This is a genomic window from Paenibacillus sp. FSL E2-8871 (assembly GCF_038000345.1).
Classification (GTDB): domain Bacteria; phylum Bacillota; class Bacilli; order Paenibacillales; family Paenibacillaceae; genus Paenibacillus_AQ.
Genome location: NZ_JBBOBV010000001.1, coordinates 681,678 through 708,068, shown reverse-complemented (window position 1 = coordinate 708,068; position 26,391 = coordinate 681,678). Strand labels below are relative to the sequence as shown.

31 protein-coding genes are annotated in these 26,391 nt (G+C 42.8%); 8 read left to right on the top strand and 23 right to left on the bottom strand.

The window, feature by feature from the left end; genetic code table 11:
* Positions 1 to 68: 68 nt before the first annotated feature.
* From NYE25_RS03295 to NYE25_RS03260, 8 genes are all read right to left on the bottom strand, one after another.
* Positions 69 to 302 carry an acyl carrier protein gene (locus NYE25_RS03295; protein WP_036686493.1) on the bottom strand — a complete coding sequence of 78 codons (234 nt, stop codon included), beginning with the start codon at positions 300 to 302 and terminating at the stop codon, positions 69 to 71.
* 225 nt (positions 303 to 527) lie between these two features.
* Positions 528 to 1,277 (bottom strand): 3-oxoacyl-[acyl-carrier-protein] reductase, encoded by a 750-nt coding sequence (fabG, locus tag NYE25_RS03290; RefSeq protein WP_042187706.1) that lies wholly within the window; start codon positions 1,275 to 1,277, stop codon positions 528 to 530.
* A 52-nt stretch (positions 1,278 to 1,329) separates the two neighbouring features.
* Positions 1,330 to 2,253 carry an ACP S-malonyltransferase gene (fabD, locus tag NYE25_RS03285; RefSeq protein WP_042187705.1) on the bottom strand — a complete coding sequence of 308 codons (924 nt, stop codon included), beginning with the start codon at positions 2,251 to 2,253 and terminating at the stop codon, positions 1,330 to 1,332.
* Between the two features lie 37 nt (positions 2,254 to 2,290).
* On the bottom strand, positions 2,291 to 3,280 hold the full coding sequence (locus tag NYE25_RS03280; protein ID WP_139328492.1) for a beta-ketoacyl-ACP synthase III: 990 nt from the start codon (positions 3,278 to 3,280) through the stop codon (positions 2,291 to 2,293).
* Between the two features lie 8 nt (positions 3,281 to 3,288).
* Complete coding sequence (plsX, locus tag NYE25_RS03275; RefSeq protein WP_042187701.1) at positions 3,289 to 4,278, bottom strand: phosphate acyltransferase PlsX; 990 nt, start codon at positions 4,276 to 4,278, stop codon at positions 3,289 to 3,291.
* Positions 4,262 to 4,858: a transcription factor FapR gene (gene fapR / locus NYE25_RS03270; RefSeq protein WP_042127208.1), complete on the bottom strand. Its 597-nt coding sequence runs from the start codon at positions 4,856 to 4,858 to the stop codon at positions 4,262 to 4,264. Before fapR ends, plsX begins: the two co-directional genes overlap by 17 nt.
* A gap of 423 nt (positions 4,859 to 5,281) precedes the next feature.
* Positions 5,282 to 5,455, bottom strand: a complete 174-nt coding sequence (gene rpmF / locus NYE25_RS03265) for a 50S ribosomal protein L32 (protein WP_019911234.1) — start codon at positions 5,453 to 5,455, stop codon at positions 5,282 to 5,284.
* Positions 5,456 to 5,524: 69 nt separating this feature from the next.
* Positions 5,525 to 6,037, bottom strand: a complete 513-nt coding sequence (locus NYE25_RS03260; RefSeq protein ID WP_042187699.1) for a YceD family protein — start codon at positions 6,035 to 6,037, stop codon at positions 5,525 to 5,527.
* 252 nt (positions 6,038 to 6,289) lie between these two features.
* On the opposite strand from NYE25_RS03260, the gene NYE25_RS03255 reads away from it, so the two are divergent.
* A complete protein-coding gene (locus tag NYE25_RS03255) occupies positions 6,290 to 7,528 on the top strand; it encodes a nucleotidyltransferase (RefSeq protein ID WP_341145103.1) in 1,239 nt (412 codons plus the stop codon).
* Here NYE25_RS03255 and NYE25_RS03250 read toward each other — a convergent pair.
* On the bottom strand, positions 7,518 to 8,555 hold the full coding sequence (locus NYE25_RS03250) for a SepM family pheromone-processing serine protease (protein WP_341145102.1): 1,038 nt from the start codon (positions 8,553 to 8,555) through the stop codon (positions 7,518 to 7,520). The two genes, NYE25_RS03255 and NYE25_RS03250, sit on opposite strands and share 11 nt — an antisense overlap.
* A gap of 152 nt (positions 8,556 to 8,707) precedes the next feature.
* Here NYE25_RS03250 and NYE25_RS03245 point away from each other — a divergent pair, with 152 nt between their 5' ends.
* Positions 8,708 to 9,934 carry a nucleoside recognition domain-containing protein gene (locus tag NYE25_RS03245; RefSeq protein WP_341145101.1) on the top strand — a complete coding sequence of 409 codons (1,227 nt, stop codon included), beginning with the start codon at positions 8,708 to 8,710 and terminating at the stop codon, positions 9,932 to 9,934.
* Here the strand turns inward: NYE25_RS03245 and coaD are convergent.
* From coaD to NYE25_RS03205, 8 genes are all read right to left on the bottom strand, one after another.
* A complete protein-coding gene (gene coaD / locus NYE25_RS03240) occupies positions 9,906 to 10,424 on the bottom strand; it encodes a pantetheine-phosphate adenylyltransferase (protein ID WP_076282781.1) in 519 nt (172 codons plus the stop codon). The two genes, NYE25_RS03245 and coaD, sit on opposite strands and share 29 nt — an antisense overlap.
* Positions 10,408 to 11,016, bottom strand: a complete 609-nt coding sequence (gene rsmD, locus NYE25_RS03235) for a 16S rRNA (guanine(966)-N(2))-methyltransferase RsmD (protein ID WP_341145100.1) — start codon at positions 11,014 to 11,016, stop codon at positions 10,408 to 10,410. Before rsmD ends, coaD begins: the two co-directional genes overlap by 17 nt.
* A gap of 501 nt (positions 11,017 to 11,517) precedes the next feature.
* A complete protein-coding gene (locus tag NYE25_RS03230) occupies positions 11,518 to 11,973 on the bottom strand; it encodes a DUF6773 family protein (protein WP_341145099.1) in 456 nt (151 codons plus the stop codon).
* A 355-nt stretch (positions 11,974 to 12,328) separates the two neighbouring features.
* Positions 12,329 to 12,433, bottom strand: coding sequence for a sporulation protein YjcZ (locus NYE25_RS03225; RefSeq protein WP_081389784.1), 105 nt, complete (start codon positions 12,431 to 12,433; stop codon positions 12,329 to 12,331).
* 119 nt (positions 12,434 to 12,552) lie between these two features.
* Positions 12,553 to 12,975: a hypothetical protein gene (locus NYE25_RS03220; RefSeq protein WP_076282783.1), complete on the bottom strand. Its 423-nt coding sequence runs from the start codon at positions 12,973 to 12,975 to the stop codon at positions 12,553 to 12,555.
* Positions 12,976 to 13,087: 112 nt separating this feature from the next.
* Positions 13,088 to 13,372 carry a holin gene (locus tag NYE25_RS03215; RefSeq protein ID WP_339247685.1) on the bottom strand — a complete coding sequence of 95 codons (285 nt, stop codon included), beginning with the start codon at positions 13,370 to 13,372 and terminating at the stop codon, positions 13,088 to 13,090.
* A gap of 20 nt (positions 13,373 to 13,392) precedes the next feature.
* Positions 13,393 to 14,202, bottom strand: coding sequence for a glycoside hydrolase family 73 protein (locus tag NYE25_RS03210; RefSeq protein WP_341145098.1), 810 nt, complete (start codon positions 14,200 to 14,202; stop codon positions 13,393 to 13,395).
* A gap of 579 nt (positions 14,203 to 14,781) precedes the next feature.
* Positions 14,782 to 15,390, bottom strand: a complete 609-nt coding sequence (locus tag NYE25_RS03205; protein WP_076298872.1) for a pentapeptide repeat-containing protein — start codon at positions 15,388 to 15,390, stop codon at positions 14,782 to 14,784.
* Between the two features lie 123 nt (positions 15,391 to 15,513).
* Between NYE25_RS03205 and NYE25_RS03200 the strand changes: the two genes are divergently transcribed.
* A complete protein-coding gene (locus NYE25_RS03200) occupies positions 15,514 to 15,894 on the top strand; it encodes a PilZ domain-containing protein (protein WP_042187677.1) in 381 nt (126 codons plus the stop codon).
* Between the two features lie 113 nt (positions 15,895 to 16,007).
* Here the strand turns inward: NYE25_RS03200 and NYE25_RS03195 are convergent, their stop codons facing one another.
* Genes NYE25_RS03195 through NYE25_RS03175 form a run of 5 tightly spaced genes read right to left on the bottom strand, consistent with a single transcriptional unit; the run spans position 16,008 to position 19,517 of the window.
* Positions 16,008 to 16,736, bottom strand: coding sequence for a hypothetical protein (locus NYE25_RS03195; RefSeq protein ID WP_341145097.1), 729 nt, complete (start codon positions 16,734 to 16,736; stop codon positions 16,008 to 16,010).
* Complete coding sequence (locus tag NYE25_RS03190) at positions 16,730 to 17,431, bottom strand: ABC transporter ATP-binding protein (protein WP_339270882.1); 702 nt, start codon at positions 17,429 to 17,431, stop codon at positions 16,730 to 16,732. Before NYE25_RS03190 ends, NYE25_RS03195 begins: the two co-directional genes overlap by 7 nt.
* A gap of 13 nt (positions 17,432 to 17,444) precedes the next feature.
* On the bottom strand, positions 17,445 to 17,819 hold the full coding sequence (locus NYE25_RS03185; RefSeq protein ID WP_042187671.1) for a GntR family transcriptional regulator: 375 nt from the start codon (positions 17,817 to 17,819) through the stop codon (positions 17,445 to 17,447).
* Between the two features lie 2 nt (positions 17,820 to 17,821).
* Positions 17,822 to 18,568 (bottom strand): ABC transporter permease, encoded by a 747-nt coding sequence (locus NYE25_RS03180; RefSeq protein WP_341145096.1) that lies wholly within the window; start codon positions 18,566 to 18,568, stop codon positions 17,822 to 17,824.
* On the bottom strand, positions 18,561 to 19,517 hold the full coding sequence (locus tag NYE25_RS03175; RefSeq protein ID WP_341145095.1) for an ABC transporter ATP-binding protein: 957 nt from the start codon (positions 19,515 to 19,517) through the stop codon (positions 18,561 to 18,563). Before NYE25_RS03175 ends, NYE25_RS03180 begins: the two co-directional genes overlap by 8 nt.
* A gap of 199 nt (positions 19,518 to 19,716) precedes the next feature.
* On the opposite strand from NYE25_RS03175, the gene NYE25_RS03170 reads away from it, so the two are divergent.
* The 5 genes from NYE25_RS03170 (at position 19,717) to NYE25_RS03150 (ending at position 24,023) form a co-directional block, all read left to right on the top strand.
* A complete protein-coding gene (locus tag NYE25_RS03170) occupies positions 19,717 to 20,088 on the top strand; it encodes a hypothetical protein (protein ID WP_341145094.1) in 372 nt (123 codons plus the stop codon).
* Positions 20,089 to 20,219: 131 nt separating this feature from the next.
* Positions 20,220 to 20,591 (top strand): hypothetical protein, encoded by a 372-nt coding sequence (locus tag NYE25_RS03165; RefSeq protein ID WP_341054356.1) that lies wholly within the window; start codon positions 20,220 to 20,222, stop codon positions 20,589 to 20,591.
* 99 nt (positions 20,592 to 20,690) lie between these two features.
* Positions 20,691 to 21,527 (top strand): sulfurtransferase, encoded by an 837-nt coding sequence (locus NYE25_RS03160; protein ID WP_341145093.1) that lies wholly within the window; start codon positions 20,691 to 20,693, stop codon positions 21,525 to 21,527.
* A gap of 303 nt (positions 21,528 to 21,830) precedes the next feature.
* Positions 21,831 to 22,748 carry a hypothetical protein gene (locus NYE25_RS03155; RefSeq protein WP_341145092.1) on the top strand — a complete coding sequence of 306 codons (918 nt, stop codon included), beginning with the start codon at positions 21,831 to 21,833 and terminating at the stop codon, positions 22,746 to 22,748.
* 198 nt (positions 22,749 to 22,946) lie between these two features.
* A complete protein-coding gene (locus NYE25_RS03150) occupies positions 22,947 to 24,023 on the top strand; it encodes a PIN-like domain-containing protein (RefSeq protein ID WP_341145091.1) in 1,077 nt (358 codons plus the stop codon).
* Between the two features lie 543 nt (positions 24,024 to 24,566).
* Here the strand turns inward: NYE25_RS03150 and NYE25_RS03145 are convergent.
* Positions 24,567 to 25,769 (bottom strand): site-specific integrase, encoded by a 1,203-nt coding sequence (locus tag NYE25_RS03145; RefSeq protein ID WP_341145090.1) that lies wholly within the window; start codon positions 25,767 to 25,769, stop codon positions 24,567 to 24,569.
* Between the last annotated feature and the right edge of the window lie 622 nt (positions 25,770 to 26,391).

Genomic DNA, 26,391 nt, shown 5'->3' with positions numbered 1-26,391 from the left:
AACTTTAATGCTGTATAAATGAGGAGAAGCCCCGCCCAAGTTGGAACGGGACTCTCAATCATATGACTCTAGGTATGAGATTGTATGTACTTCACAACTTCACCCACGGTCGTAATCGTCTCTGCATCTTCATCAGAGATTTCCATGTCGAATTCATCTTCCAATTCCATAACCAATTCTACTACATCAAGAGAATCAGCACCTAAATCATCTTTGAAAGACGCTTCTAATGTTACCTCAGCTTCATCGGCACCTAAGCGGTCGATGACAATGCGTTTTACACGCTCTAATACATCGGACATCCGGTTCACCTCCTCTTTTGGTATTATACGAGATATGAGGTCAAAATACCATAGACCGCAAAAAACGCTTTCCTGATCCCTCACATTTCATCTTTAAAACAGCGTAATTTCTCCCAAGCATAAACGCTTTCGGCGTCCTTATAAGGACGGTAAGTGTTTAAGCAAGAAATATAAAGATAAAGTATAGTGTGAAACTTATACTTTTCTTATATTTTCAAAGGAGAATTACATATACATCCCGCCATCCACGTGTAGTGTCTGGCCGGTCATATAAGCGGCGCCTTCAGAAGCTAAGAAAACAACTGTCATAGCTACTTCTTCCGGACGCCCAAGGCGAGCTAGTGGAATGCCCTTCTCTAGCTCACTGCGAACTTCTTCAGAGAGCTCACGTGTCATATCTGTATCAATAAACCCAGGAGCAATACAGTTGACGGTGATGCCCCGCGAAGAAAGCTCACGAGCCGATGCCTTCGTTAAACCGATGACACCAGCCTTAGCTGCAGAGTAATTAGCCTGACCAGGGTTACCTGTCACGCCCACAACCGAGGAAATATTAATGATTCGGCCATAGCGCTGTTTCATCATCGGACGTGTTGCTGCCTTAAGGCAATTAAACACACCTTTCAGATTCGTCTCAATCACTTGATCGAACTCTTCCTCTTTCATGCGCATAATCAGGTTGTCCCTAGTAATGCCGGCATTATTGACAACAATGTCAATACGTCCCCAGGTATTAAGAACCTCTTTCACAAGGCTCTCGGCCTGTTCACTATTGCCGACATCTCCACGGAGTGCAATACCCTCCGAGCCAAGCTCGACAATACGGGCCACAGTCTCCTGTGCCGCCGCTTCACTTCCAGCATAGTTCACGGCCACCTTTACACCGTGTTCTGCAAGAGCAAGCGCGATACTACGACCAATGCCACGTGAGCCGCCAGTTACAAGGGCCGTTTGGCCCCGCAATGCTGAGAACATAGTCTAATCCCCTTTCAATCATGATGCTGTTGTCAAAATGTTAAACCATTTCTTACAAAACAGTTTGGACACTTTCAAGTGTATTAATGTTGATTACTTTGACTGTTTTATCTATTTTGCGGATCAGACCTGCCAGAACACTGCCAGAACCAATCTCAACAAAAGTGTCAACACCATCCGCAATCAACCATTCAATACTGTCTTGCCAAAGCACAGGAGAATACACCTGACGAACAAGCAGTTCGCGAATTTCTTCGGGATCTGTTACCGGTGATGCAGTGACGTTAACGATGACAGGTACATTTGGAGTGTTGAAGGTTACTTTCTTCAACTCTTCTGCCAAACGATCTGCAGCAGCTCTCATCATAGAAGAGTGAAAAGGTCCACTTACTTCTAGCGGAATTGCCCGCTTGCCACCAGCTTCTTTAACACGCTGCACAACACCATTAACGCCTTCCTGAGATCCGGAAACAACGATCTGACCTGGACAGTTAACGTTAGCCAGTTCTACAACACCATTCTCTTCAGAAATAGTTTGGCATAATGCTGCCAGCGCTTCACGTTCTGCGCCAAGCACTGCAGCCATTGCACCTTGTCCTCCTGGAACAGCTTCTTCCATGAAACGGCCTCTCAAGCGTACAAGTGTTACAGCATCTTCATATGACAACACACCCGCAGCTACTAGTGCACTGTATTCACCAAGGCTATGACCAGCAACATAATCCGGCTTCAATCCTTGTTCACGTAGAGCTTCAAGATAGGCTACGCTTGCTGTAAGAAGCGCTGGTTGCGTGTTTACCGTTTGCTTCAACTCACTGTCCGGTCCTTCAAAAATCAGCTTACTTAGTGGAAATCCGAGAACTTCATCCCCTTTCTCGAACACTGCACGGCTGTTTGGAAGAGCATCATAAACATCCTTGCCCATTCCAACTGCTTGTGCTCCCTGACCGGGAAAGACGAATGCAATTTTACTCATAAGTATGAACTCCTTCCCGTATAACGGTCTTAGCTTATTACCAGATCAATACAGATGCGCCCCAAGTCAAGCCACCGCCGAATCCAACCATCAGGACGGTGTCGCCTTCTTTCATACGTCCTTCTTCCGCCGCTTCAACAAGCGCTAGTGGAATGGAGGCAGCCGAAGTATTGGCATATTTATCAACATTGATTACACATTTCTCTGGTGGCAAATCAAGACGCTGCATAGCGGATTGAATGATACGAATATTCGCTTGGTGAGGTACGAACAAATCGATATCTTCCTTACCCAGACCAGCTTTAGTAAGCACACGTTCTGTAGCTGAGCCCATTACACGAACAGCAAATTTAAAGACTTCACGGCCATTCATATAAATGAAATGCTTCTTATCTTCAACGGTTTGCTGAGAGGCAGGCAAGCGCGAACCGCCGGCTTCTAGCTTAAGCAAGTTCCCTCCAGAGCCTTCAGCACCCAGATCAAAGGATTGGAAACCACGACCTTCCGGAACCTCACCAATGATAACTGCACCTGCTCCATCACCAAACAAGACACAAGTATTGCGATCTGTATAATCTGTGATGCGGGATAAAGTATCCGCACCTATAATAAGTGCATTATTGTACATTCCGTTCTGAATAAAGCCAACCGCAGTAGCTAAGCTGTATACAAAACCAGAGCAGGCTGCTGACAAGTCAAAAGCCGCAGCGCCTTTAGCACCCAGTTTATCCTGTAAAATACAGGCTGTAGAAGGGAAAGCACTATCAGGTGTTACTGTTGCAATAATAATAAGATCCAAATCTTCGGCTTTCATTCCAGCGGAATCAAGTGCCTTGAGTGCTGCTTCATACGCTAGATCAGAAGTTGCCTCGTGAGGCGCAGCAATATGTCTCTCGCGAATGCCTGTCCGACTGACGATCCACTCATCGTTAGTCTCCACTATTTTTTCCAGATCGCTATTTGTCAATATTTTCTCAGGTACATATTTCCCAGTTCCTATAATTCCAACCGGTCGCAACTGTCTCATGTCGTCACTCACTTCCCGCTAATTTCCTTGGATATACTTGGCACAAGATCGGCTTGTAGAGCAATCCGCGCTTGTCTTACCGCATTCTTAACTGCATTTCCGTCAGAAGATCCGTGGCCCTTAACTACCAATCCGCTAAGACCGAGTAGTGGTGCACCACCGTGCTCTTTGTAATCCATTTTACCCTTTAAAGCTCTAAGCTCCGGCATCAGCATAGCCGCGCCAAGCTTAGTCTTCAGAGAACGACTAAATTGCTCCTTGAGCAAAGAGAACAAAGCACCCGCCGTACCCTCAAGAGACTTTAGCAAAATATTACCGGCAAATCCATCGCAGACAAGCACATCGCAATTCCCTGTCAGTACGTCACGTGCCTCAACATTACCGATAAAATGAATGCCTGGCAAGTTCTCAAGCAGCGGATAAGCTTCTTTCGTCAGTTCGTTACCCTTTCCAGGCTCCGTCCCTACATTCAGAAGTCCCACACGCGGCTTAGCAATACCATGAACCTTGCTCCGGTAAATGCTGCCCATCAGCGCATATTGTACCAGATGTTCAGGCTTCGCATCCATGTTAGCACCAAGATCAAGAGCCAGTACGCCAACATCGTCAAGCGTTGGAATCATAGGCGCCAGTGCAGGACGTTCAATTCCCTGCATTCGACCAACTACGAGGAGTCCTGTGGTCATTAGCGCACCCGTGTTACCCGACGAAATCATAGCATCTGCTTCACCTTCACGCACCATTCGTCCTGCTACAACCATGGATGAGTCTTTTTTACGACGAACTGCCTTAACCGGCTCTTCATCAGAACCAATGACGTCTCCTGCATGACGTATTGTCAGATTAGATGGCTTGTCTTTGAGTAGTGGCTCTAATCTGGCTTCGTCACCAACGAGCACAATCTGCGTATCTTTCCATTCCGCGGCCGCGGACAACGCCCCCTCGACATTACATTCAGGAGCGTTGTCCCCGCCCATGGCATCAATGGCGATCAGCACTATGGTTACCCCCTTCACTGTGTTCATCATTTGCGGACCGATACACTATAAAATGGCCCTGAAACACTAGTTCTTCTCCGACATAGGTGAATACGTCCACCTCTGCTTTGCCACCCCTACCGGCGAGTGAGCGCACCTGTGCTTTGGCAATACACTTCTCACCTAGCTGAACTGTGCGTACAAAACGTATATCGGCTGAAGCAGTCAGAGCAATTTCATCGTTGATAACGGCAACCGCAAGCGAGTTCGCTTGAGCAAACACATAGTGACCACGAGCGATCCCATTTCTAGAGAACACATGGTCTTCGCGAATCTCAAATATCGAAATCCCACTCTTGTCCAATTGTAAATCCACAATATCTCCGATGACTTCATCCGCAGGCAAAGAGCGCACCTGATCATAGGAGTGCTCTGCCATTTGCTTCATTCGTTCACGCAGTTCCGGTATCCCCAGCTCCATTCGGTCTAACCGAATCGTCTGAATGCTAACTTTTAGCTGACGAGTCAACTCCCGATCCGTTACAAAAGGATTACCTGCGATTATATGTAGCAGCTGTTGCTGACGTTCTTTCTTGGACATCCGCTCGATTGCGGCTCACCTCCTGGCACGTGCCAAGCATAAACGCTTTCGGCGTCCTTATGGACGATAAGCGTTTAAGCGAGAAATATAAGACATCAAGTATAGGTGCATAACTTATACTTTCTTATATTTTAAAGAAAGCATTCGGCCGCTTGAATGGCCGCTGTTATATTAGGTCAAATAACCTTAAACATTATTTAGAACCAGGTACTAATATGTAGTATAAAGCATGCCGCACCAAAAATAAAGCATTGACTTCTGGGCGACTTATGTTTGGATAAGCATAAACGCCTCAGCGTCCCTAATAGACGGTAAGCGTTTGTGCAAAAAATATAAGGATAATGTATAGCGTAAAACTTATATATTCTTATATTTCAAAAAAAATAGTACTTCACCGATAGTGAAGTACTATTTATTCCGAAACTATTGTTTGATGATTTCTCTTGCTTTGTAAGTTCCGCAAACTTTACATACGTGGTGAGCCAATTTCAACTCTCCGCATTGTTCGCATTTCACCATGCCCGGCACAACCAACTTAAAGTGGGTGCGACGTTTGTCACGGCGTGTTTTAGACGTTCTACGTTGTGGTACTGCCATGTGTTCCACCTCCTTGTGATATTTCTGTCAGCCTGCTCCTCAGAGCAGAATGTGTTTTGTTGTAATGTTTCATTTGAAAAAGTCTTTCAACCCAGCGAGTCGAGGATCGATCACTGTGTTGTCGCAACTGCAGGTGCCTTCGTTCAAGTTCTGTCCGCATTTCTGACAAAGACCAAGACAGTCTGCCTTGCACAATACCGAATCCGGTAAGTGCAGTACGAAATTTTCTTCCACATAAGGAATAAGATCCACAACCTCATCCTTGACGTAAATGAGTTCCTCATCTTCGTCATCATCTGGAAGAACTGGCTGCTTAAGCCACTTGAAAGTCTCAGCAAAAGGAATGTTCAAATCACTTTTGACCTCCGTGAGACAACGTGAACATAACATGTCCACATCTCCACTCAGTTTTCCCACCACGTTCACACAATCGGTTCCCGCGGGCAGCGCTTTAAGGTCCACTGAGAGCGGAGCAACAGCTAGAATATCCTTGCGCCCTTTGACTACCTCGCTGACATCCACAACATCGTGAATATGTAACGGTTCGTCGGCATTCGCTAATTTGCGAAAGTGAATCTGCATAACTTATCACTCCCAAACAAACAAAATTTATTATACCTAGTATTATATACCTTTGTCAACCATTTTCCCTTTATATTGTTTCAGGAATTGGAGAGAATTATGATATAACTATTAGTGTAAATCAAAATGACAGCATATGCGAACTGAGTTTCTAAATATTAATCCTACTAATCTCTACAAGCATATAGGATAGGTGCATAACTTGTACCTTCTTATATTTTAAATAATGGTTACATACGGAGGGAAGCAGCAGTGACAACAGTTGGAATAATAGCAGAATACAATCCATTACATAACGGACATGTCCATCACTTCACCGAAGCCAAAAGGCTATCTGGCGCTGAGCGCGTCATTGTCATCATGAGCGGTCCCTTTACTCAGCGCGGCGAGCCGGCGGCGGTAAGCAAGCAAGCCCGGACAGAGATGGCGCTACGAATGGGCGCCGACCTCGTCATTGAGCTGCCGGTGGCCTATGCTGTACAGCCGGCAGAATGGTTCGCCTTCGGAGCAGTTGCACTGCTGGAAGCGACCGGAGTCGTGGACAGCTTGTGCTTCGGCTCCGAAGCCGGCACTTTGGGTTCGCTGCTTCCTCTGGCCAAGTATCTGGCAGAGGAAAGCAACGAACTTCAGAGCGAGATCCGCCGCCGCATGGCGCTCGGAGCGAGCTTCCCCGCCGCATACAGCGCAGCGGCGGCGGTGGCCTTTGAAGGAACTCTCCATGAAGAGGAGAGTCCCGGCGATGCTGGCGAGCTGCTGCGCCAGCCGAATAACAGCCTTGGCTTGCATTATCTCATCGCCTTGCAGCGGCTGAATAGTAAGATAAAACCGCTAACCGTTCCGCGAACAGCAGCCGGATTCCACGATCCTTTGCAAGTTGGCTCATCGATCGCAAGCGCCACTGCTATTCGCAAGCTGCTGCAAGAAGGCGGCTCTCCAGCAGCATACATGCCGGAATATAGCGTGTCCATATTAGAAAGAGAGCATGCAGCAGGTAGGGGTCCTCTGGAATTGGAGCATTTCCGAGGTCCCCTCCGTCACTTACTCTCTACACGTACCGCTGCCGAGCTACGAACCATCCAAGACATGAATGAAGGCTTGGAGAATAGAATCCTTCGACTTATGCCCGATCTTGAACAATTCTCTGTCTCGGGTTTGCTTCAAGCCCTTAAGAGCAAGCGTTATACGCACACACGACTGCAACGTCTACTACTACACATTTTGCTAAATCATACAAAGGAAGAAATGACCCCTTCTGTACTAGCGGAGGGGCCCGGATATATTCGAATCCTTGGTTTTAGAGAAAGCGGACGAGCTCTCCTTAAAGAGATGAAACAAAAAGCAACCTTACCCATCGTCATGCGGCCGTCACTGTGCTCCCATCCACAACTTGAACGAGACCTTCAAGCCGCGTCTGCTTTCGCAGGAGCTTTTCGAGAACCTCACAGAACCGATATCTATCGCGATTATTTGGAACCTCCGGTCATGGTTTGACCGGTAGTTCCTCCATATACTTCAGTGCTTCATCCAGTGTCGATATGGGTACCAACTTCATAGATGTGCCGATTTTATCAGCTTTCGTTTTGGCTTCGTCGTAATTCTTAACAGGAACGAAAAAAATCTCCGCCCCTTCTCGATCCGCTGCAACAATCTTATGCTTCACTCCACCGATAGCACCTACCACACCCTCAGCGTCGATCGTGCCCGTTCCTGCAACCCTATGACCTTTGGTTAAATCACCAGGCGTAAGCCGGTTGTAAATCTCCATAGTGAACATCAGACCTGCAGAAGGACCGCCAACATTCGTATCCACAAAGCTGACCGCTTTGCCTTGTTCTTTAGGTTTTACCTTTTGAACTGCGGCTATAGTGACTCCAAAACCAGGTCGAACTGCAGTACCTTCTTTATCTTTGATCTCGACAAGTGTCACTTGTTCCTTTACTTCCTTACCGTTTCTTTGTAAAACAACAGCGACCTGATCACCGATTTTTTTTGTTGAAAGTAAAGCTGAAAGTGCTTCCGGATCGGGTATCTTCTGGCCTTCTACACTTATGATTCTGTCACCCGGCTGGAATTGTCCTTTATTACTGGCAACCGGAACTGAAAAAACATACAAATAATCCACAATATCCTCATACGGAATTCCTGCAGCATGATAGGCCGCCTGAACGGAGTAAGATTGCGAGCTGTTCATATAAAAAACCTGCTCCGCAGCATACTCATCTTCAGACTTATCTCCTAACCGTGTTTCTTTCCGCACAACCTCTGAATTGGAGTTAAAAACAGAGGCGACCAGCAACGCCACATTAGCGTAACTAGCAGATACTGTAGTCATCATGAAGGTTCCTTCCTCAGCTGGATCAGCATTTTCCACTTTAATCATAGGGGCAACTTCAGAGGCACTACCCGGTTGATATACGATGTAAGGGGTGTTCATAAAAACAAATACATACACGATAACTACAAACGTAAAGAGGTAAGCTGTGGCACGGAATCCCGGCCGATGCTTCAACTGCTTCACTACTCTTCCCTTCTTTCCCACGGCACATTTAGGATATGAATGTTTGAACTTCATTACCGCTTCGACTAGTGGTTTGGCATGATGGTTGTCTACTCTGCATAAATTGATAACACATCCGCTATGCCTTAAGTTATGAAGAGGTGATTCTAGAAATGAACAATATTAAAATACGCCGGCTAGCTAGTCGCTCCACACCTTTTTTATCTGGGGTGATCGCAATCCTGTTAGCCATTGCCATCATCATCTCACCAGAAAGCTCTTTCGAGGCTTCTCTCCAAGGGTTAAAGCTCTGGTGGACACTCGTATTCCCTGCACTTCTACCCTTCTTGATGCTGTCTGAGATGCTAACCGCTTCGGGCTTCGTACATGGTTTCGGAGTGCTCCTGGAACCATTGATGAAAAAGGTCTTTCGACTGCCTGGTGCGAGTGGTTGGACTTTGGCGCTTGGAATCACTGCTGGATTCCCCGGCGGGGCTGGAGGTGTAATGCAGCTTCATAAGCAGGGCAGCATTTCGGACAAGGAAGCCGCTCGTCTTGCTTCACTTACGCATTTCGCCAGTCCAGTAACCCTGCTCATTGTGATTGGTGTAGCTTTCCTACATAGTCCTACAGCAGGTTACTTTCTACTTGCTATCCACTGGGTTTCAGGACTTTTGGCCAGTTATACAGACGCTCTTTTAAATGGCCGGCTAGACAATCCGCAGCCTTCTGTAAAAGAAAGCACGAATACCAAACGACCTTCTTTATATAGTCGTGTCCAACTTGCAGCCACTGAAGCCAGATCAAGAGATGGCCGAAGCTTCGGTAGACTTCTTGGGGAATCAGTAGCTACAGCGGTACAAAATTTGATGGTTGTGGGCGGTTACATGATTATGTTCGCCGTGGTCATCAATATCATTACTACGGTACTTCCTGCATTGCCAGCCGCTCTGCCAGCGAGCTTGCTCGAGATTCATTTAGGAGCCGACGCTATAAGCAAAGGGCTCTCGAGCATCGGAGCCGGAGCATCAGATGTACTAGGCTTAGCCTTGCTCTCTGCTGCACTAGGCTGGAGCGGGCTCTGCGCGCAGCTACAGGTGCTGACGTTGCTTAAACAAGCAAATGTACGATTCCTCCCCTATGCTGTCGTTCGCCTGATGCATGGCGTTTATGCTTTTTTATTAACACTGCTACTATGGAAACCACTTTTAGTAATAAGTGAGGCTGCCTTGCCTGCGCTCGCTGATTCACAATCCATACCAAACAGAACCATTAATGTAACTGCCATATGGAGCTCTTTTCCACAGTTGCTTAGTCTGCAATCGCTTCTGCTAATCATCCTATTGGCATTATCCGCAACGATATATCTCGTTAGCGCTTTTCGCCATCGGCTCGATTAAATTTAAGCTTCATCGCCTGTTCCACCTCAGGCGTCACGAAGTCAGACACATTCCCGCCAAAATGGGCAATTTCTTTTACAACGCTGGAGCTTAAATAGGAATATTTCGGATTAGTCATCATAAAGATCGTTTCCGCATCCGGATCCAGACTATGGTTGATAGATGCGTTTTGCAGTTCATATTCAAAGTCAGTTACGGTACGAATACCACGTACAATGACTTGAGCATCTTTTTGACGAACATAATTGACTAATAGATCCCTAAAGCTGTCGATTTCCACATTGGGAATATCAGCTGTCGCCTGTCTTAAAAGCTCTGTCCGCTCTTCTACAGTAAACAGCGGGTTCTTACTCAAATTATTAAGCACCGTTACGATTAAACGGTCGAATTGCTTGGATGCGCGCCGAATAATATCCATATGTCCCATAGTCACGGGATCAAAAGTGCCTGGATAGATGGCAACACGTTCTTTTCTAATTTGCTGACTCATTCTCTACCTCCTCACCAGTCTCGTTTTCCACAGAAGGATTAGCTTCATACTGATAAATAGAAATTGTCGTTTCTCCGTATACGGCCTGACGCAGCCTATAAAATCCTGGGATATCCTCAGGATAGGCATAACTTGATTCATGCTCCAGAACAATGATTGCGTCCTCTTGCAGCATTCCTTTTTCTACCATAGACAGCATCAGCTCATCACCGTGCTTCAATCGGTAGGGAGGATCTAGAAAGACTAAATCAAAAACACGTCCACGCTTCTCCAATGCACTCAGCGCTCTTCCTGCTTCATTTCGGTACACTTGCGCACTCGCTTCAAGATTTGTCGCTTTCAAATTGGCACGAATGGTGTCAATACTCTTGGGATCCATATCTACAAATACGGCACTTTCCATCCCTCTGCTTAAAGCTTCGATACCCAAACCACCTGTACCTGCGAACAAATCCAGTACCGCTCCACCTTCAAAATATGGACCGATCATACTGAATACAGCTTCCTTCACCTTATCGGTTGTAGGTCTTGTTCCACTTCCCGGCACACTTTTTAGTGGTCTTCCTTTTGCACTTCCCGATACCACTCTCACCGTCAATCACCCGCTCTATGTCTCTGTTTGTTATACCCAAAAGGGCATAAGTCCACGCCTATCGTAACACATTTGCGCGATGAAATAAAAAATTTGTCTAGATATGAAAAATGGAAAGATCAAGACTATTCCGATAAATAAGTCTTCCTTATGTATAAGACTGGGCTTCCAGGGACATCATGTAATTATCGACACCACAAATGTCGTAGACAACCGCGGAGCAGGCTTACGTTTCCCCATAAGCTCTTCGTCCGGTTTCTCCTCTCCCATGAAAGGGGCCCTAGAGATAGGGCCCCGAATTTATGTTTAAAGACATTAAAAGTTATTATTATAAATGGAATAACCAATACAAAATTACTAGTTTCGGACAATGAAAGACACCCGCCGACCCCTTAAGGTTGACGGGTTCGCTTAATGTTGTCCTGTCTGGAAGCCATTAGATCGTAGGTTCGTTGGTTTGATTCCTCGCAATCTTTAGAATCTATTAAACATCCGCGCATTTCATTCAACTGTATCATCACTACCTAAGTCATTATCGATTTGCTGTTGTCTTTTTTTATTTATATTCCGTAACACTAGGTGTGTAAGAAAATAAACAATTATAAAAGATACAAAGATTAAAATAATGCTCCATACATTTCTTTCTCCCGCCAAAACTATAAGCAACGATACACAAATCCCACCTGAAATAATGCTGTTTAGGAGCAGTCTTTTGTTTGTGTGACTTTTGGAATCCCAAATATCAACACCGTCAGACAAGTGCCGTATAGTTATATATATTCCAATACCAATCAAACAGAAAACCTCGACTGCAAATTGTGCAAATGGAGCATTCATTATGAATTGTTGAATCAGAATTGATATTAGCAAACAATACACTAATATATGATAAGCATCACTTTGAATTTTTCTTCTTTGAGACACTATTCGTTCATCATTCATTTTGCTGTTCTTCATTATTATCACTCCCTATAATCCGAATTATAATATATTTATTACATAATGCAATTTATATATTGCATTTAAATGTGACTAAAAAGCAAACATGAGCAATAAGTTTGCTAAAAAGTATATCAAACATAAAAGGACCGCCTTTAGGAACGATATATAGCTCCTTCTCCAATGGACTATTCTCATATAGAGCATGTACCATATAAAAAAATTCCAATTGTTACGACAATGATTAATAGTATAAAAACGGATGAAAGATTGGTATCTTTTTGACTGTTATTTAATGTAGCCTAAATCGGCATAACACCATAAAAAAAGCCTACTTCCAGCATAAATGCCAGAAGCAGACTTTTTTATATATCTAGAATATGCATGCGCTCGTAATAATTACTAACAAGATGAATAATACTAAGATTGCGCCTGTAGAAGTAAAAGCACCACCAACATGACCAAATTCAGCTCCCATGTGAAGACCTCCTCCGTATTTTAGAATACACCACAGGATATGTATTAACCCCATTAAAAGATTGGGCGAACGGTTAAAAATAAAACCCCGCCAATTGCGCGAGGTTAGTGTAAAGATGTCTAATCAGAAACTAATATTCCGTCAAAGCTTTCTGGACCCACACGTACTGTTCCAAGAAGACTAGAAGAAACAAATGCAGTATAAGTGAGTTGAGGTGTGATTGCAGGTAAGAAGTCTGCTGCCGAGAAGGTTATCACTTGCGGTGCCAGTATACTAAGGCCAAAAGTTGAAGTAGCAGAATACACTTTCGGATCCGTAGGCAAAGTTCCTCTTACAATCGTAACTGTAATACCCACCAATGACAGCGGTAGAGTAACAGATATCGTCCCTTTTAGCAGCACACGCGGGTTCGTAGTCACTCCTGCAGTTATCAAACCAATTTGTCCAAACAACTGTGGCGTGTTAATTGCTGTAATCGGGATAGCTATCGAATTGGCGAGACTGGCATTTTGTGATGTTCTAGCGTCAAGATAGGTTCCCATAGTTACACCTCCTTTTTCTTTTCATACCATAATATATTAGTCATCTTGATAGAATGCGTAGTCATTTTACCAGTGAGAAAGGATTGATTTTAAAAAAATGAATACGACAGAATCATTTATCGTCTGTTTTAGTTCCATCCCTTTTGTTAAAAGCAAGCTCAAATAACCCCGTCGCCGAAAGTCCTGCTAGCCCTCCAGCCCATAGCCGCAGGATCAGATTCATATCAGTGAACGGATAGGCCACTGCTCCAACCAGCAAGCCAATAGCTAATCCAACAACCGGTACAATATTCCGCGGAAGTCGCACGCTATTCTTCACAAGTTGTACAAGTGCCATTACGAAAACAGCCAGCACAGAAGCAAAGGCAAGCACACTGTTGAGCGCATCATTATACATGGTGTTTAATCCTCCTTATTTCATTTTCCACTACCAGAAGCAAGTAAGCCTGCACGGTTCAGCACTGTTATTATGCGATAGAAGTCATAACTGCCACCTGACGGTGTATCTAGCAGCCCTGCAGCACTCGCTGCCTTTACTGCCGCTTCAGCCCATGGGGGTACATTCATCACTGCTCGGTCTTCAATTAAAGTCACACGATCTGAAAGCTTAGTAATCGACTGACCTTGTTCCTGCATACCTGTTTTTAGCGTATCCTTGCTACCCGTAAGGCTCACAATAAGAGCACGCAATTCTTTTATTTCCGTTTCCAGACTAGCCAGCCTTTGTTTATCCTCTGCCGACATTTCGTCATCACCTTCCTTGGCTTCATCATCATATTTATACAGATTGTAGGTATTCATGATTTGGATTAGCTTTGCTGCATAGTTTGGGTCGGTAGCATAACCAGCGGCAGCAATCTCTTGTGCGGCTACCTTGCCACTAGCACCAAGCACCTTGCTGTAAAGATTACGATTCCACGAAACACCATTCACAATCAACGCGGAATGATCCGCAACAGATTCTCCCCAGTTGTTATAGGCCCGAAAAAGAGCTTCTACTTTAACAGCTTTACCATTAACATATTCAGTAGTTTGCACAGTAATACTACCGGCTGGTCCGCTACCTTTAATCCCAAACAAATTGTTGGCCTTAACAGTCAATCCGCTGCTGCCAAAGCCCGATTCCAGCGCCGCTTGAGCTATCGTTAGCGATGCCGGAATCTTGCTGATCTGCATGTCCTTTACAGCAAAATTTGCGATCTTCGCAATAAACTCGGTCTCCGTCATTTCATCACTTCCTCTCCTTTTATTAAATGCTGACCATAATGAAATGCTTGTGCATATCCCTACTAATAGAGCGTCATTGCTAGATTCCATTCAAAATAAACGTCAAAACACGCGCCCAAAGAGCGCGTGTTAGTATTTGATAATTCGAATGTGACATAAGTAGCTGAAAAGAATTAAATGAAGCATGCAACTAACATAGGGCTATTGGTCCTGCTCACATGAGCAATTTACTTCTCGTAGATTCATAATATGTAATTATAAGTAAAATTGTCTTGAAGTTTCATTAAAACTAGCGTAACATATAGTATTAATTGACTATATAGGAGGGTCTAATAGACTATGCCTTCATATTACTTTAGAGAACTATGGACACCCTTACGCTGGGTAGGCATTAAATTTTTCCGTGATGACGAAGGTTTTCTTTGGATTAAATGGTGGGCCAAACCCAGAAAAAGACTGCGTTAACCGTTAAGCAAGCAAATATACATAAGAAGTTTCATACAATGTGCATATGTATTTCTTGATAACAATCTAAAGGGGCATCAACCGCTACAACATTAGCAGCTGATGCCCCTATTCCTAGTTCCCTACCTTAGCCCCAAAAGAGCGTGCTAACAGTACAGCCTGATCTATATCCATACGAACACCTTGCAGATCCAAACTTTTCAAATCAATTCCTTCAACAATAGCATCCCGTAGGTCAGCCCCCTTAAGCTTGCATTGAGACAGCTGTACACGGCTCAGATCAGCCCCTCGAAGATCACTTTTTTGCAAATTACAACCCATTAGATCGGCCTCAGTAAATCGAATCCCGCGCAGATCCTGTCTGCTAAGATTGGTATGTCTCAGGTTCGTGTAGGACCAGTCCCCGCCGATAAGTGTGATCCCGTCCAAATAAGCATTTGAGAAATCAGAGCCTACCATTTTACAATCTTCAAATTTAGATACGAACAGATTCGCACCCGTGAACTTACAGTTAGTAAAAGCCGAGCCTTTATGGTGTGATGCATTGAGCATGGCTCCAGTAAAATCGCAATCTATAAATCGGCAGCCGATGGAAGTCATCTCTTCCATAGAGCTTCCCTTGAAGGAACACTGCTCAAATGTACAGTTATTTAGTTCCCCGTCCTGTAGACTTCCTTGGTCAAAATTGTGTTTTTGGAACGTTTCATTAAGGTATTGGTACATGTTAAGTCTCATCACCTTCATTAGGATTAAATAAATTTATTCTTATTAAAAATAGCACTTTAGTAGATTGTTCTCAACAATCTCTTTCGATATAATTGCAAATAAACGATATGGAGGGAAATTATGGATGTGTCCAGCAGGAAAGAACCATTTCGCTATGTAATGAACCAGCCGCTTGAATGCTGGATTGAAGTTCCAATAAGTAGTAGCGGTCCGGGTGCCGGAAAGCTAACAGAAGCTGTGTTGCTCGATCTTAGCCGATCTGGCTGCAAAGTGCGCACCCCCCTGAATCTTCGATTCACGGCGGGCGATACAAAGCTAGTGATTCATCTTCAATTAAACGAAGAAAAGCTTCAACTCGTGGGCAGCGTCCGTTGGGGCTGGATGTTCGGACTCGGCCAATACCAATATGGAGTTAAACTTAAATTGAACGAGGACGAAGAAGAACAGCTACATAGAGAACTCGATATATGGACAGCCTCTCTAAATGTAGAGGGCCTGTAGAATTCTACATAACAGATGCCCTTCTCATGGAAAGGCGTCTTTTTTTTGCATAAAAACGAAGACAAAGCTAATCGCTCTGCCTCCGTTCTAAAAAACGTTATTTCACCGTGTACCTATGACTCCACTCTTTTCTTAACGAGTTGAACAATAGCAAATACTAGAATCACAATAATCACAGCTTCGAACAGGGTAGGAAGTAAACCAAGAACATACTGAGAGGTCTCAATATTATTTAATTTAGTAGCCTCATCCGTCACTTCAAATCGAAAAGCTCTTTCCAAAGTGATATTTTTATGATCGAACATCGATGTTTCTATTAAAGAAATTAAATACTGTATTACAAAAAAAACAGCTATCCCAATCCATACTCTTCCTTTCACTCTCACACTCATTGCAACGGTCATGGAGAACATCACGAGTAACATAGAGTAGGCGGAAGCCCAAAAGACTATTAGCACTGTATAGGCGGAAATCAGCCAAAATTTTTCCGGTAAAAACGAAGTTGAAAACATCATAATATCAACTGCTAAATGAATATAAGCAACTAGAAATAAACAGAGTAACGAACCTAAGAACAGCATTATCGGTGAGAGAACGGTGTACAGGACTGGTACTGGCACAAGCCTACGATTGAATAATCTCAGGTTCTGACCGAAGGTGCGCAGACTAAAAAAGAGAAGCACTACACCTGCTACGGCATAGGAAGTGACGTTCATCATGAACATCTCTTGATCTGAACGAACAGTAAATCCTATCACAAACTGCACAAGAATGGTGATAACAAAAACAGCAAGAAACTTATCTCTATCTCGTCTAAAATCATACTTCACTAGCTTTAGCATTCTGCGTACACCTCTCTGAACAGTTCGTCTATGCTTTTACCTTGGCGCATCCGGATATCTTCTACCGCCGTATGCATCACAATTTCTCCCTCTTTTATAAAAATCACATCATCAAAGATCCGCTCGATATCCGATACTAAATGAGTAGAAAGGAGAATGGTGCTGTCCTCTTCATAAAACTCTACTAACGCGTTAAGAATTTTAGTTCTAGCTACTGGATCAACACCACCGATTGGCTCATCCAGTAAATACAGGCTAGCTCGGCGTGATAAAGCAAGTGTAAGCTGTAGACGTTCATTCATCCCTTTGGACAAATCCTTCACCTTATCTTGAGCTCTTAGCTTCATAAACTCCAACATTCGAGAAGCCTTAGTCTGATCAAAATCCGGATAGAAATCACTTTGGAACTTTAGAGCATCCTTAACATTCATCCAGGATTCTGTAAGCGGCTTATCGGGCATAAATGACACTACTGCTTTACTATCTATGCCTACAGCCCCTCCAATAATGGATACACGACCGGAAGTAGGCTGTGTCAGCCCGGCTATGATTTTCATAAGTGTACTTTTACCGCTGCCGTTACTGCCCAGCAGTCCCGTGATTTTACCCGCACTCAGATTAAAGGATACTCCGCGGAGGGCGTGCTTGGATCTATATTTTTTTGTAACGTCATGAATCTCAAGTATATTTTCCAACTTGCTTATCCCCCTATTCTCCATCCTTGTTTCGGATACTCTCTGCTACTGCCGCTAAAATATCTTCACCTTGAAAACCAAGGTCCTGCATGCCACGAATGAAACGATCTAGTACATCCTTTGCCATTTCTTTTTTGATGGTCAAAATAGTTCCTTCATTACTAGTGACGTATCTTCCCATTCCACGCCGGGTCTCCACGATTTCTTCACGCTCCAGTTCCTGAAAGGTTCTTTGTACTGTATTCGGATTAATCTGCAGTTCATTGGCAAGCTCTCGTACCGAGAGAATTTTATCTCCTGGTTTTAACTTACCTGTAACGATTTCTCCTTTGATATAATTCATGATCTGAATATAAATCGGCAGGTTGTTATCGAATTCGATTGTCATGATTAAGCAACATCCCTTCGTCTAAAGACGGAGAAGCCTATGAGTAGAAAGACAGCTGTGTATAAAACTAGCATTACTATGGAAAAGGTCAGCGTCATTCCAGGTATAGGTGCTCCTCCACCTTCATAAGCAGCTAAATTTAGGTTGGGGAATAATACATATTTATAAAATTCACGAAAAATAACCAATTTGTCTATCATCAGCATAAACATTGTAGCACCAATTGTAACACCCGTAGATGTTGTCAAAATCCCGATCATAAAAGCAAGTGTTGTATATACAACTGTACTAACTGAGTTATACATTATACTGGTTAACATCTCACGAATACCTGCCTCACCACCACTCAAGCCAAACCATAAAGCTCCTGATGAAAAAACCGCCAACATGCCGACAACTGCCACTGAGAACGCGTAAATCAACACAACAGCATATTTGGACGCAAGTATTGCTGTACGACTTCTCGCACGGATTAGAAGGAATTTGATGGTGCCCTGACTATATTCTTTTGAGACAATACCCGCTGTTCCGATGATTGCGAGAATGGTAATCACTTGCCCAATCCCTTGTGAAAGCAGCATCATTGCTGAAAAGTCATAAGCTGATCCAAACATATCAGGTGAGGCAGAATGAACAATATAACCTAATAGCATGGATATTAGAATTAATATCAGGTAAGGTACAAAAAACGTACGTTTCTTCGAGAGCTTGAGCCATTCATTAACAACCAAATTATTAAAGCTACGCAATTCGGTTTCCTCCTGTCCATTTCAAGAAATCTTCCTCTAAGCTTTGTTTATTCTCTGCAATCCGGTAAATACCTACCCCTTTATTACTAAAAGTCGACACTAGTTCTGGCACTTTACTGTCATGCAGATTTATTGTCACCTCAGAACGAGCACTATCCATAGACAATAGCTCTGCGTATTCTAAACCTTCCAAGATGTTAATTGCTGATTCTACTGAGCCTACACGAATGGTTAGTTTCACATCTGCAGCTGTCTCCTGCTCCCCACCAATCGCTGTAACGGTCACTAATTTGCCGTTCTGAATCACGATGGCCCGGTGACAAATTTGTTCAATTTCAGTCAGTAAGTGGCTGGATATTAGAATAGAAATCCCTTCAACCTCAGCAATCCTACGCATATAATCACGCATTTCTCGTATGCCTGCTGGGTCAAGACCGTTCGTAGGTTCATCTAGAATCAATAACTTTGGTCGGTTCAGTAACGCCTGAGCAATCCCAAGACGTTGACGCATACCAAGCGAATAGGCCTTCACTTTCTTATTCATCGCTTCCTGAAGTCCTACCAATTCCACAACCTCATCAATTCTTCCAGCCTCAATATTATCTGTCATTCTCTGGTATTGCTTTAGATTATCAAGCCCTGTCATATACGAATAGAACTCTGGATTTTCAATAATCGCTCCAATATGTCCAATAGCTTTATTAAAATCACTCTTAACACTGTGACCTTGAACGATCACATCGCCTTCACTCATCCGTATAAGACCCGTCATCATCCGAATCGTTGTTGTCTTCCCTGCACCATTGGGTCCCAATAGCCCAACAATTTCTCCCTTACGGATATCAAATGTCAGCTTATCCACAATGGATTTCCCTTTAATGATCTTGCTTACCCCATTCATCTGCAGCACGATTGAATCCTGCATGCGTTCATCACTTCCCTGCTTCATGGTAATCCTCCCTGCCATCTTTTGTATTATTGATGAGTTTGTTTTAATGTGTCGGTGTTATAGTTGAATAGTACACTAATATATTGTTGATGTAAAGCCCGAAATTATGGATTACGCAAAATAAGGGCTTTCTATTAGACTATCTGCCAAACCAAAAATTGAAATGAACATAGATTAGATTACAAAGGAGGAATGACAAATGAAAAAAGAAGCTCATGTATCACAGACTTATCCACGCTTAACTGTTTACGATGAAGAAAACTTTAGGGGTAACAGTAGAATCTATACTGGCAACCTGGGCATTCGTAATACGGACAACATCCTCGATGGTATTGAGAGTCTTCGTTTCTTCTCTACCAGCAGCAATGCAACACTGGTACTGTTCACAAGAACTAGGTTTAGAGGGAACTTCCGCGTACTCCGTGGTAACCGCAGCATCCGTGATTTGGACGACTTCATTTCCGGTAATGATGTGGAATCCATTATTTCAACTAATCAAAGATTAACTCTTGAACAGATTCGCAATATCCGCAGCAGCGGTACTTTGCCTGCGGGATATCGCTTGATCTAACATTTCCATTCAACTAGAAAGGAGCAATCTGGAGAAAGAGCCCAGGTTACTCCTTTTTCCCAACTTATCTTCTGAGGTTAAATAGTTAGTAAATTTACCTGCTAAATCAATCCAACAAGGAGAGATGAAATATGGTAACCATAAAAGCAGCGTCCGTACTCTATCCCAGATTAAGAGTATATAGTGAGGAGAACTTTCGTGGGCTCCGCAGAACCTATCGCGGCAACCTAGGCATTGCAGATATTGATGCAGTCCTTACTGGAATAGAAAGCTTACGCTTTTTCTCCACGAATCCGAACGCTACGCTTGTGTTGTTCGATCGTTCTCGCTTCCGTGACAATTTCGTAATTCTGCGTGGTAACCGCAGCATTCGCGAACTGGATGACTTTCTCCGTAGAGGAGATGTCGAATCGCTCATTTCAAGCAATCAGCGGCTGACTCCGGCGCAGGTTCGCGCCATACAGCGCACTGGTAGCTTGCCTTCAGGATACCGTTTGATCTAATTACTTGAGGACGCAGTTTAAGCTATAAGCTTAAGGTGCGTCCTCATTTATTTTCCGCTATAATGACTCCATACATATTAATAGAAAGAAGGTATCTTTTTGGAACCAATCGTTTCTACCCGATGGCTGCTTGCTCGGTTATACGAACCTGAACTGGTTATAGTCGATTGCCGTTTTTTACTTACGGATCCGGAAGCTGGGCGTAAAGCCTATACGGAAGATCATATTCCCGGCGCAATCTATATTCATCTAGAAGAACAACTCTCCGCTCCAGTAAGCTCACACGGGGGGCGCCACCCCCTACCTGAAATCTCGAAGCTAACCACCGCTCTTAGCAAGGTTGGTATTAACAGAGATAGTATTGTCGTTGCTTATGATGATCAAGGTGGTGCCTACGCTTCCCGTCTGTGGTGGATGCTTAAATATTTGGGACATGAACGTGTGTTTGTAATGGATGAAGGCTACTCTGCTTGGAAAAAAGCATCCTTCCCCGTCAGTGATCATCAAGCGGTTAGGATTCCTAGCCAGTATGAAGCAGATGTTCAGAAGAAGATGCTTGCTAGCATGGAAGATGTGCAAAATGTAGTTAACGACGGTGGCGCACTATTGATTGATTCCCGCGAGTCCCGTCGCTATGAAGGGCTGGAAGAACCGATTGATCCGAAGGCAGGTCATATTCCTGGGGCGATCAATAAGTTCTGGAAAGAAGTACTGGATGAGCAAGGACGCTGGAAATCAACTGAGGTGCTGAAAGAGCATTATGAGGGAATTGATCCTGAGCAAGAGATTATCGTGTACTGTGGTTCAGGTGTAAGTGCTTGCCCGAATGTGCTCGCGCTCGGAAAAGCTGGGTATAGGAATGTGAAATTGTATGCGGGTAGTTGGAGTGATTGGATTTCTTATGAGGAGAATCCGGTGGCGATAGGAGAAGAATAGCAACCGCGAGGGATTTGGATAAGTAGTTTTGTGGACTGGACTGTGTGATGAGGAAGATCCCAGTTCAGTCCTTTTTGGGTTATTTTGCAAACAATCTGCAAACAGGAATGCGGAGAAAGTAGTTGCAAAGCACCTAAAGCATCGACTTGATAGCAACTGAAATAAACTAGTGTTGAATGCTTAGAATTGCAAAATTGAAATAATGTATGCTTTGTTCTAATTGCATTTAATAGAACTTATTGGTAGATTGAATCCAAGGACAATATTGTTACTTAAAAATTCATACGTTAGGAGGATTAGTAATTGAAACAAAATTGGTTATTTGATTTCGAAGAGTATCTGAACTCTGAAAAAGAAATGGCTCAATCCTCTATATCTAACTATTTGAGATACATCAGACGCTTTTTAGATATAGCAGACTCCATTAGTTCTCCTTTTGATGCGCATCAGTTCTTCAAAACCTCAAATATTGAAGCTTACTATAACTCTAAATCAGGCAGTATAGCCAGTGCCGTTCTAAGTGCATTCGCAGATTTTTTACTGAGAGAGGAAGAAATCAATAAGCAAGAACTCCTCATTATAAAAGATAGGATAATTGAATTAAAGAAGCCGATGGGACCAACTAATGATTTTGAAATCTTATCTGATACTGAAATTCAGTTTATACTTAGTAATAATATTCATTATAGATTCCTCAATGATCCAGGTCGCCCAGATGATGAAATTTCTATCGTAGGCCCAGCTATTTGGTCACTCGCCTTAACGGGGTTTGAACAACAAGAACTGATGGAGTTAAAGCTTGGAGACTTAGACGTATCACACAATTATTTTCGAGTGCGGAATCTTTATAAAGGTTCCGATGAACTTATGGCAGAATGGATCACACTAGATAATATTACAAAGTCAAAGATAACCCACTATCTCGATCATAGAGCAAAATTGAACTCTAAATATGATAACTTATTTCTTTTCAACAATGAGCCATTAGATAATGATTCCATCAATGATACTTTTAGAATTTTTAAACGAGCAGGGAACTGCGATAAATTCAAGAATGGCGGAGTTGTATCAGCACAAATGCTAGTTCGTTCCAAATTAATCCAATCCCTTAAACAGACTAGTGGAAAATGTTTAATAGATATTATAAAAATTTTCGGTATGAATAATGCTCAAGTAACATATTCGATTCGAACTTATCTAGCTAATAGTATTACATCATGAATAAAGACTGCTAAAAATAGGTATTGTAGTCTCTTTTTTCATACCATTCGAGCCGATAATCGTGTCGGATACTTTTCAAGCTCCAGAGACAAATCTTTAATCTTTATGTTGGTTTATAAAATATTCCATATATAATTCAACCAATGCGTTATACTTAAGTTACTTATTTCACAAAAATTCAAGTAAAGCGGTGAGCTGATGGGGTCATGGAAAAAAGCAATTTTTCAACCGAAGTCACTTGAAGAATTAATAAATTCTGCATGCGTAGTAATTGATACTAATGTTCTATTAGCCGCATATCAATGGAAGGAAGTTACTGTAAACGAAGTGCTAGATGCTTTAAATCAGCTTGCGGAAGCAGGGCGGTTGCTAATTCCTAATCAGGTAGTAACTGAGTTCGCTAAGAACAGACCTGGTAGAATTATTGAAATGGTCAGGTATCTTCAACAAATATCGCAATCATTACAACCTCAAAAGAAACTTGATCAAACAATCCCTGCATTATATGTTACAGAAAATTATGATGAGATTTTGCAACTTGAGAAGGACTACATAGAAGCCTTAAATAAATATAAAGCAGGTCTGAAATCTCTTAAAATGAACCTAATTGGACTTTATCAACAAGATCCTATCCTAGAAAAGCTTGAAGGCATACTGTCAAAATCATATTATGAACCCACTGAAATATTGTCAAATGCTGACTTGGAAAAGGCCGCCCAAGAGCGTTTTAAGAATAAAATTCCTCCTGGCTATAAAGATTCTAATAAGGAAGAAAACAATTCTGGAGACTATATTATATGGGCAAATATTTTGACAATTAAAGCAGATGTTATTTTTATTACTGCTGATAAAAAGCCTGACTGGACAATTAAAGACCCTGATGATAATGTAATCTGCGCCAGAAGAGAACTTATTGAGGAATTTTATGAATCTTCTAATGGTCATTCATTTGTTTTAGTTTCGCCTAAAGACTTCTTCTCCAAGTTTAAACCTAACGTAAGCGAGATAATACAAGACGATCTCTCAAATTCACATACTATCGTCGCTATGCCAGTAGAACAAGTTAAAACAGTAAGCAATACCATTGAACGGATAAAATCCATGATCGAAAAAGGATACTTCAACTCAGAAACCGCTAAAAAAGCTGAGTATCTTTTAAGTAATTTAGAAATTTATAATGACGATATTGATGTAAAGTTGGATACAATTCTGACGTTACTCGAAAACGATGTAAAAGACAGAAATAAGCAGAACATTCTACTGGAGCAATTTTAAGATTTCCGAATGAGTTTTCCTAGTTCGGAACACTAAGTGATCCAAGATAAGTTAGGAGATGATGACTTATTACCGTCAGCCTACCAAGTTTTCGATAAATATATTAAAGGAATATCCAGACAAATCTTAAAGACTAAAAGAAATAAAAATTAATACTCCACCACCCTGGAAGGGCCTGGAGCAAGCCTAGCTTAGCAAGCAAAGCTTGAGGATCTTGCTTTAAGATAAAATATTATTTATATTTTATTTCATTGTCACTTCGCTGTCACCTCTTGCTACCCATAGTCACCCCGGTGACAGCACCCAATCCTCCGTATCTACAGTTCTTAGCTCATCCTTTGTCACTCCGTCACCCTCTTTGTCTGTTCCAAGCCTCTTGTTCTTTTGTTATTGCTTGTCCTTGGGTTATCATCACGTCCCCTGAGTCGCAATGTAACAAACCCCATTAAGCCGCCCCTTGTCGGCGGGTTCGAAACGTTGTTACCTTAATAACAAACAGTGACAGTCATCTGGGTTTAAGAGCACCCAGTGACTGCCACTAGTTTAGTGAAGTATTTCTACTGTGTTGTGCGAGGTGACAATGGGGCATAGCTGATCTTGAAAGGAAGGTTTAGCTGCACTCTTTAAAAGATCATCTAGTTTCTCAACAGCCTCTTGCTGCAACGTCGGAAATAGATGTGAATAGCGATCCATCGTGATAGTAATACTTGAGTGACCCAAACGTTCACTAACAACTTTAGGATGTATCCCCATTTTAAGGAGGATCGACGCATGTGTGTGCCTAAGGTCGTGAAACCTGATCTTTGGCAATCCAGATTTCCTCAATAACTCTAACCAGCGAGATTCTAGGAAGTAAGGATTAACCGGAAAGCCGTTCTTCGTCTGTACTACTAATCCGTGATTGTTGTATTCCGTGCCCTTCTTTTCAGATGTCTTAACATCCCCTTCCAAAAGGAGCTGATGTTTCTTAAGAGCATTTATAGTTTGTTGTGTAAGAACGATTGACCGAATACCTGCTCTTGTCTTTGGTTCTTGAAAGATGTGTCCAACAACACCGCGAGTGTATGACCTTCTAACAGTAAGCTTATTTGTCTTAAAATCAATGTCATCCCATTTCACCCCAAGTACTTCTCCACGCCGCATGCCAGTAGTCGCTGCTAGTAAAAAGATAATGTAGTAGCGGCTATCTTTAGTAAATTCTAAGAATTTCACTAACTCATCCTCTGTCCATACCTTCGTCTCAGCTTTAGGGACCTTCGGAGGTTTTACCAAATCTGAAACATTTCTCGTTAACTGCCCCCACTGCACCGCCGTCTTTAAAGCATCATGCAGTACCTTATGCACGTGATTAATTGTTTGCGGGGAAAGCTTTCTTTCACCATTTTGTAATCGATCATACATGCTAACCAAATGTTGCGGTGCTAAGTTAACCATTTTATATTGCCCTAGTTGAGGAATGATGTGGTAGTTCACCAACCAACGATAGGTCTTGTACGTACCAGGACGAACATTCATTTGTTTCTGCGCTAACCAAGATGTAAAGAAAGTTGCGACATCATCCTTCGTCGGCTCTATGAAAGTATCCGTATTCAACTCATGCAAAGCCTTCGTCAAAGCTTTCTCTGCTTCAACCATTGTCTCAAAGCCACTCTTGCTCTTTTGTCTTCTTTTTCCCGTTTCTGGATGGCGACCATATTCAACTACGTAACACCACTTATTTCCGCGCTTACTTACACAACCTCTCATCGCATACCCTCCTGACTTTCATATTTTTGCCGTAAAAAAACGCCCGTCCACTTAAAAGCGAACAGACGCGTTCCAATTGTCTTGCTTATTGATGCTTGATTGGTTCTTCCTACAACCTTTAACAATCGAAATAATCCAGCTGTTAAAGATATGCTAATCGTAACAGGGTTATTGGCAACTCAACAATTAGTATGAGAGACTCCTTTATGAAGGGGATGATACCTCCTACTACGTAGTTCCCACGGGTTACTTCCGGCATTAGCCGGAACGTTTCTAACTAGTTCCCTACACCTACACCTATCCTAAACAATCCACACAAACAATAACCAAACTATATCCAACAACTAATCTATCCCCCTACTCTCCACTCCCTCAACAGCACTTACCACCCTCTTCAAATTCAACCTTTACTCACCGATCCCCAACCTTTCTAAATCTCTAATCCCTCTCAAGTCTTCATCTCACAACAAACACAAACAACCGCCAATAGCCTATCAACAAAACTCAAATCTGCTCCGAAACTCTAATAACTTCTCCAACAACACTTTATATCCATGTCTACACCAACTTCAAACAGTCCATGGAGTAAACTATGCCAAGGAATCCCCATTCCAAAGACATC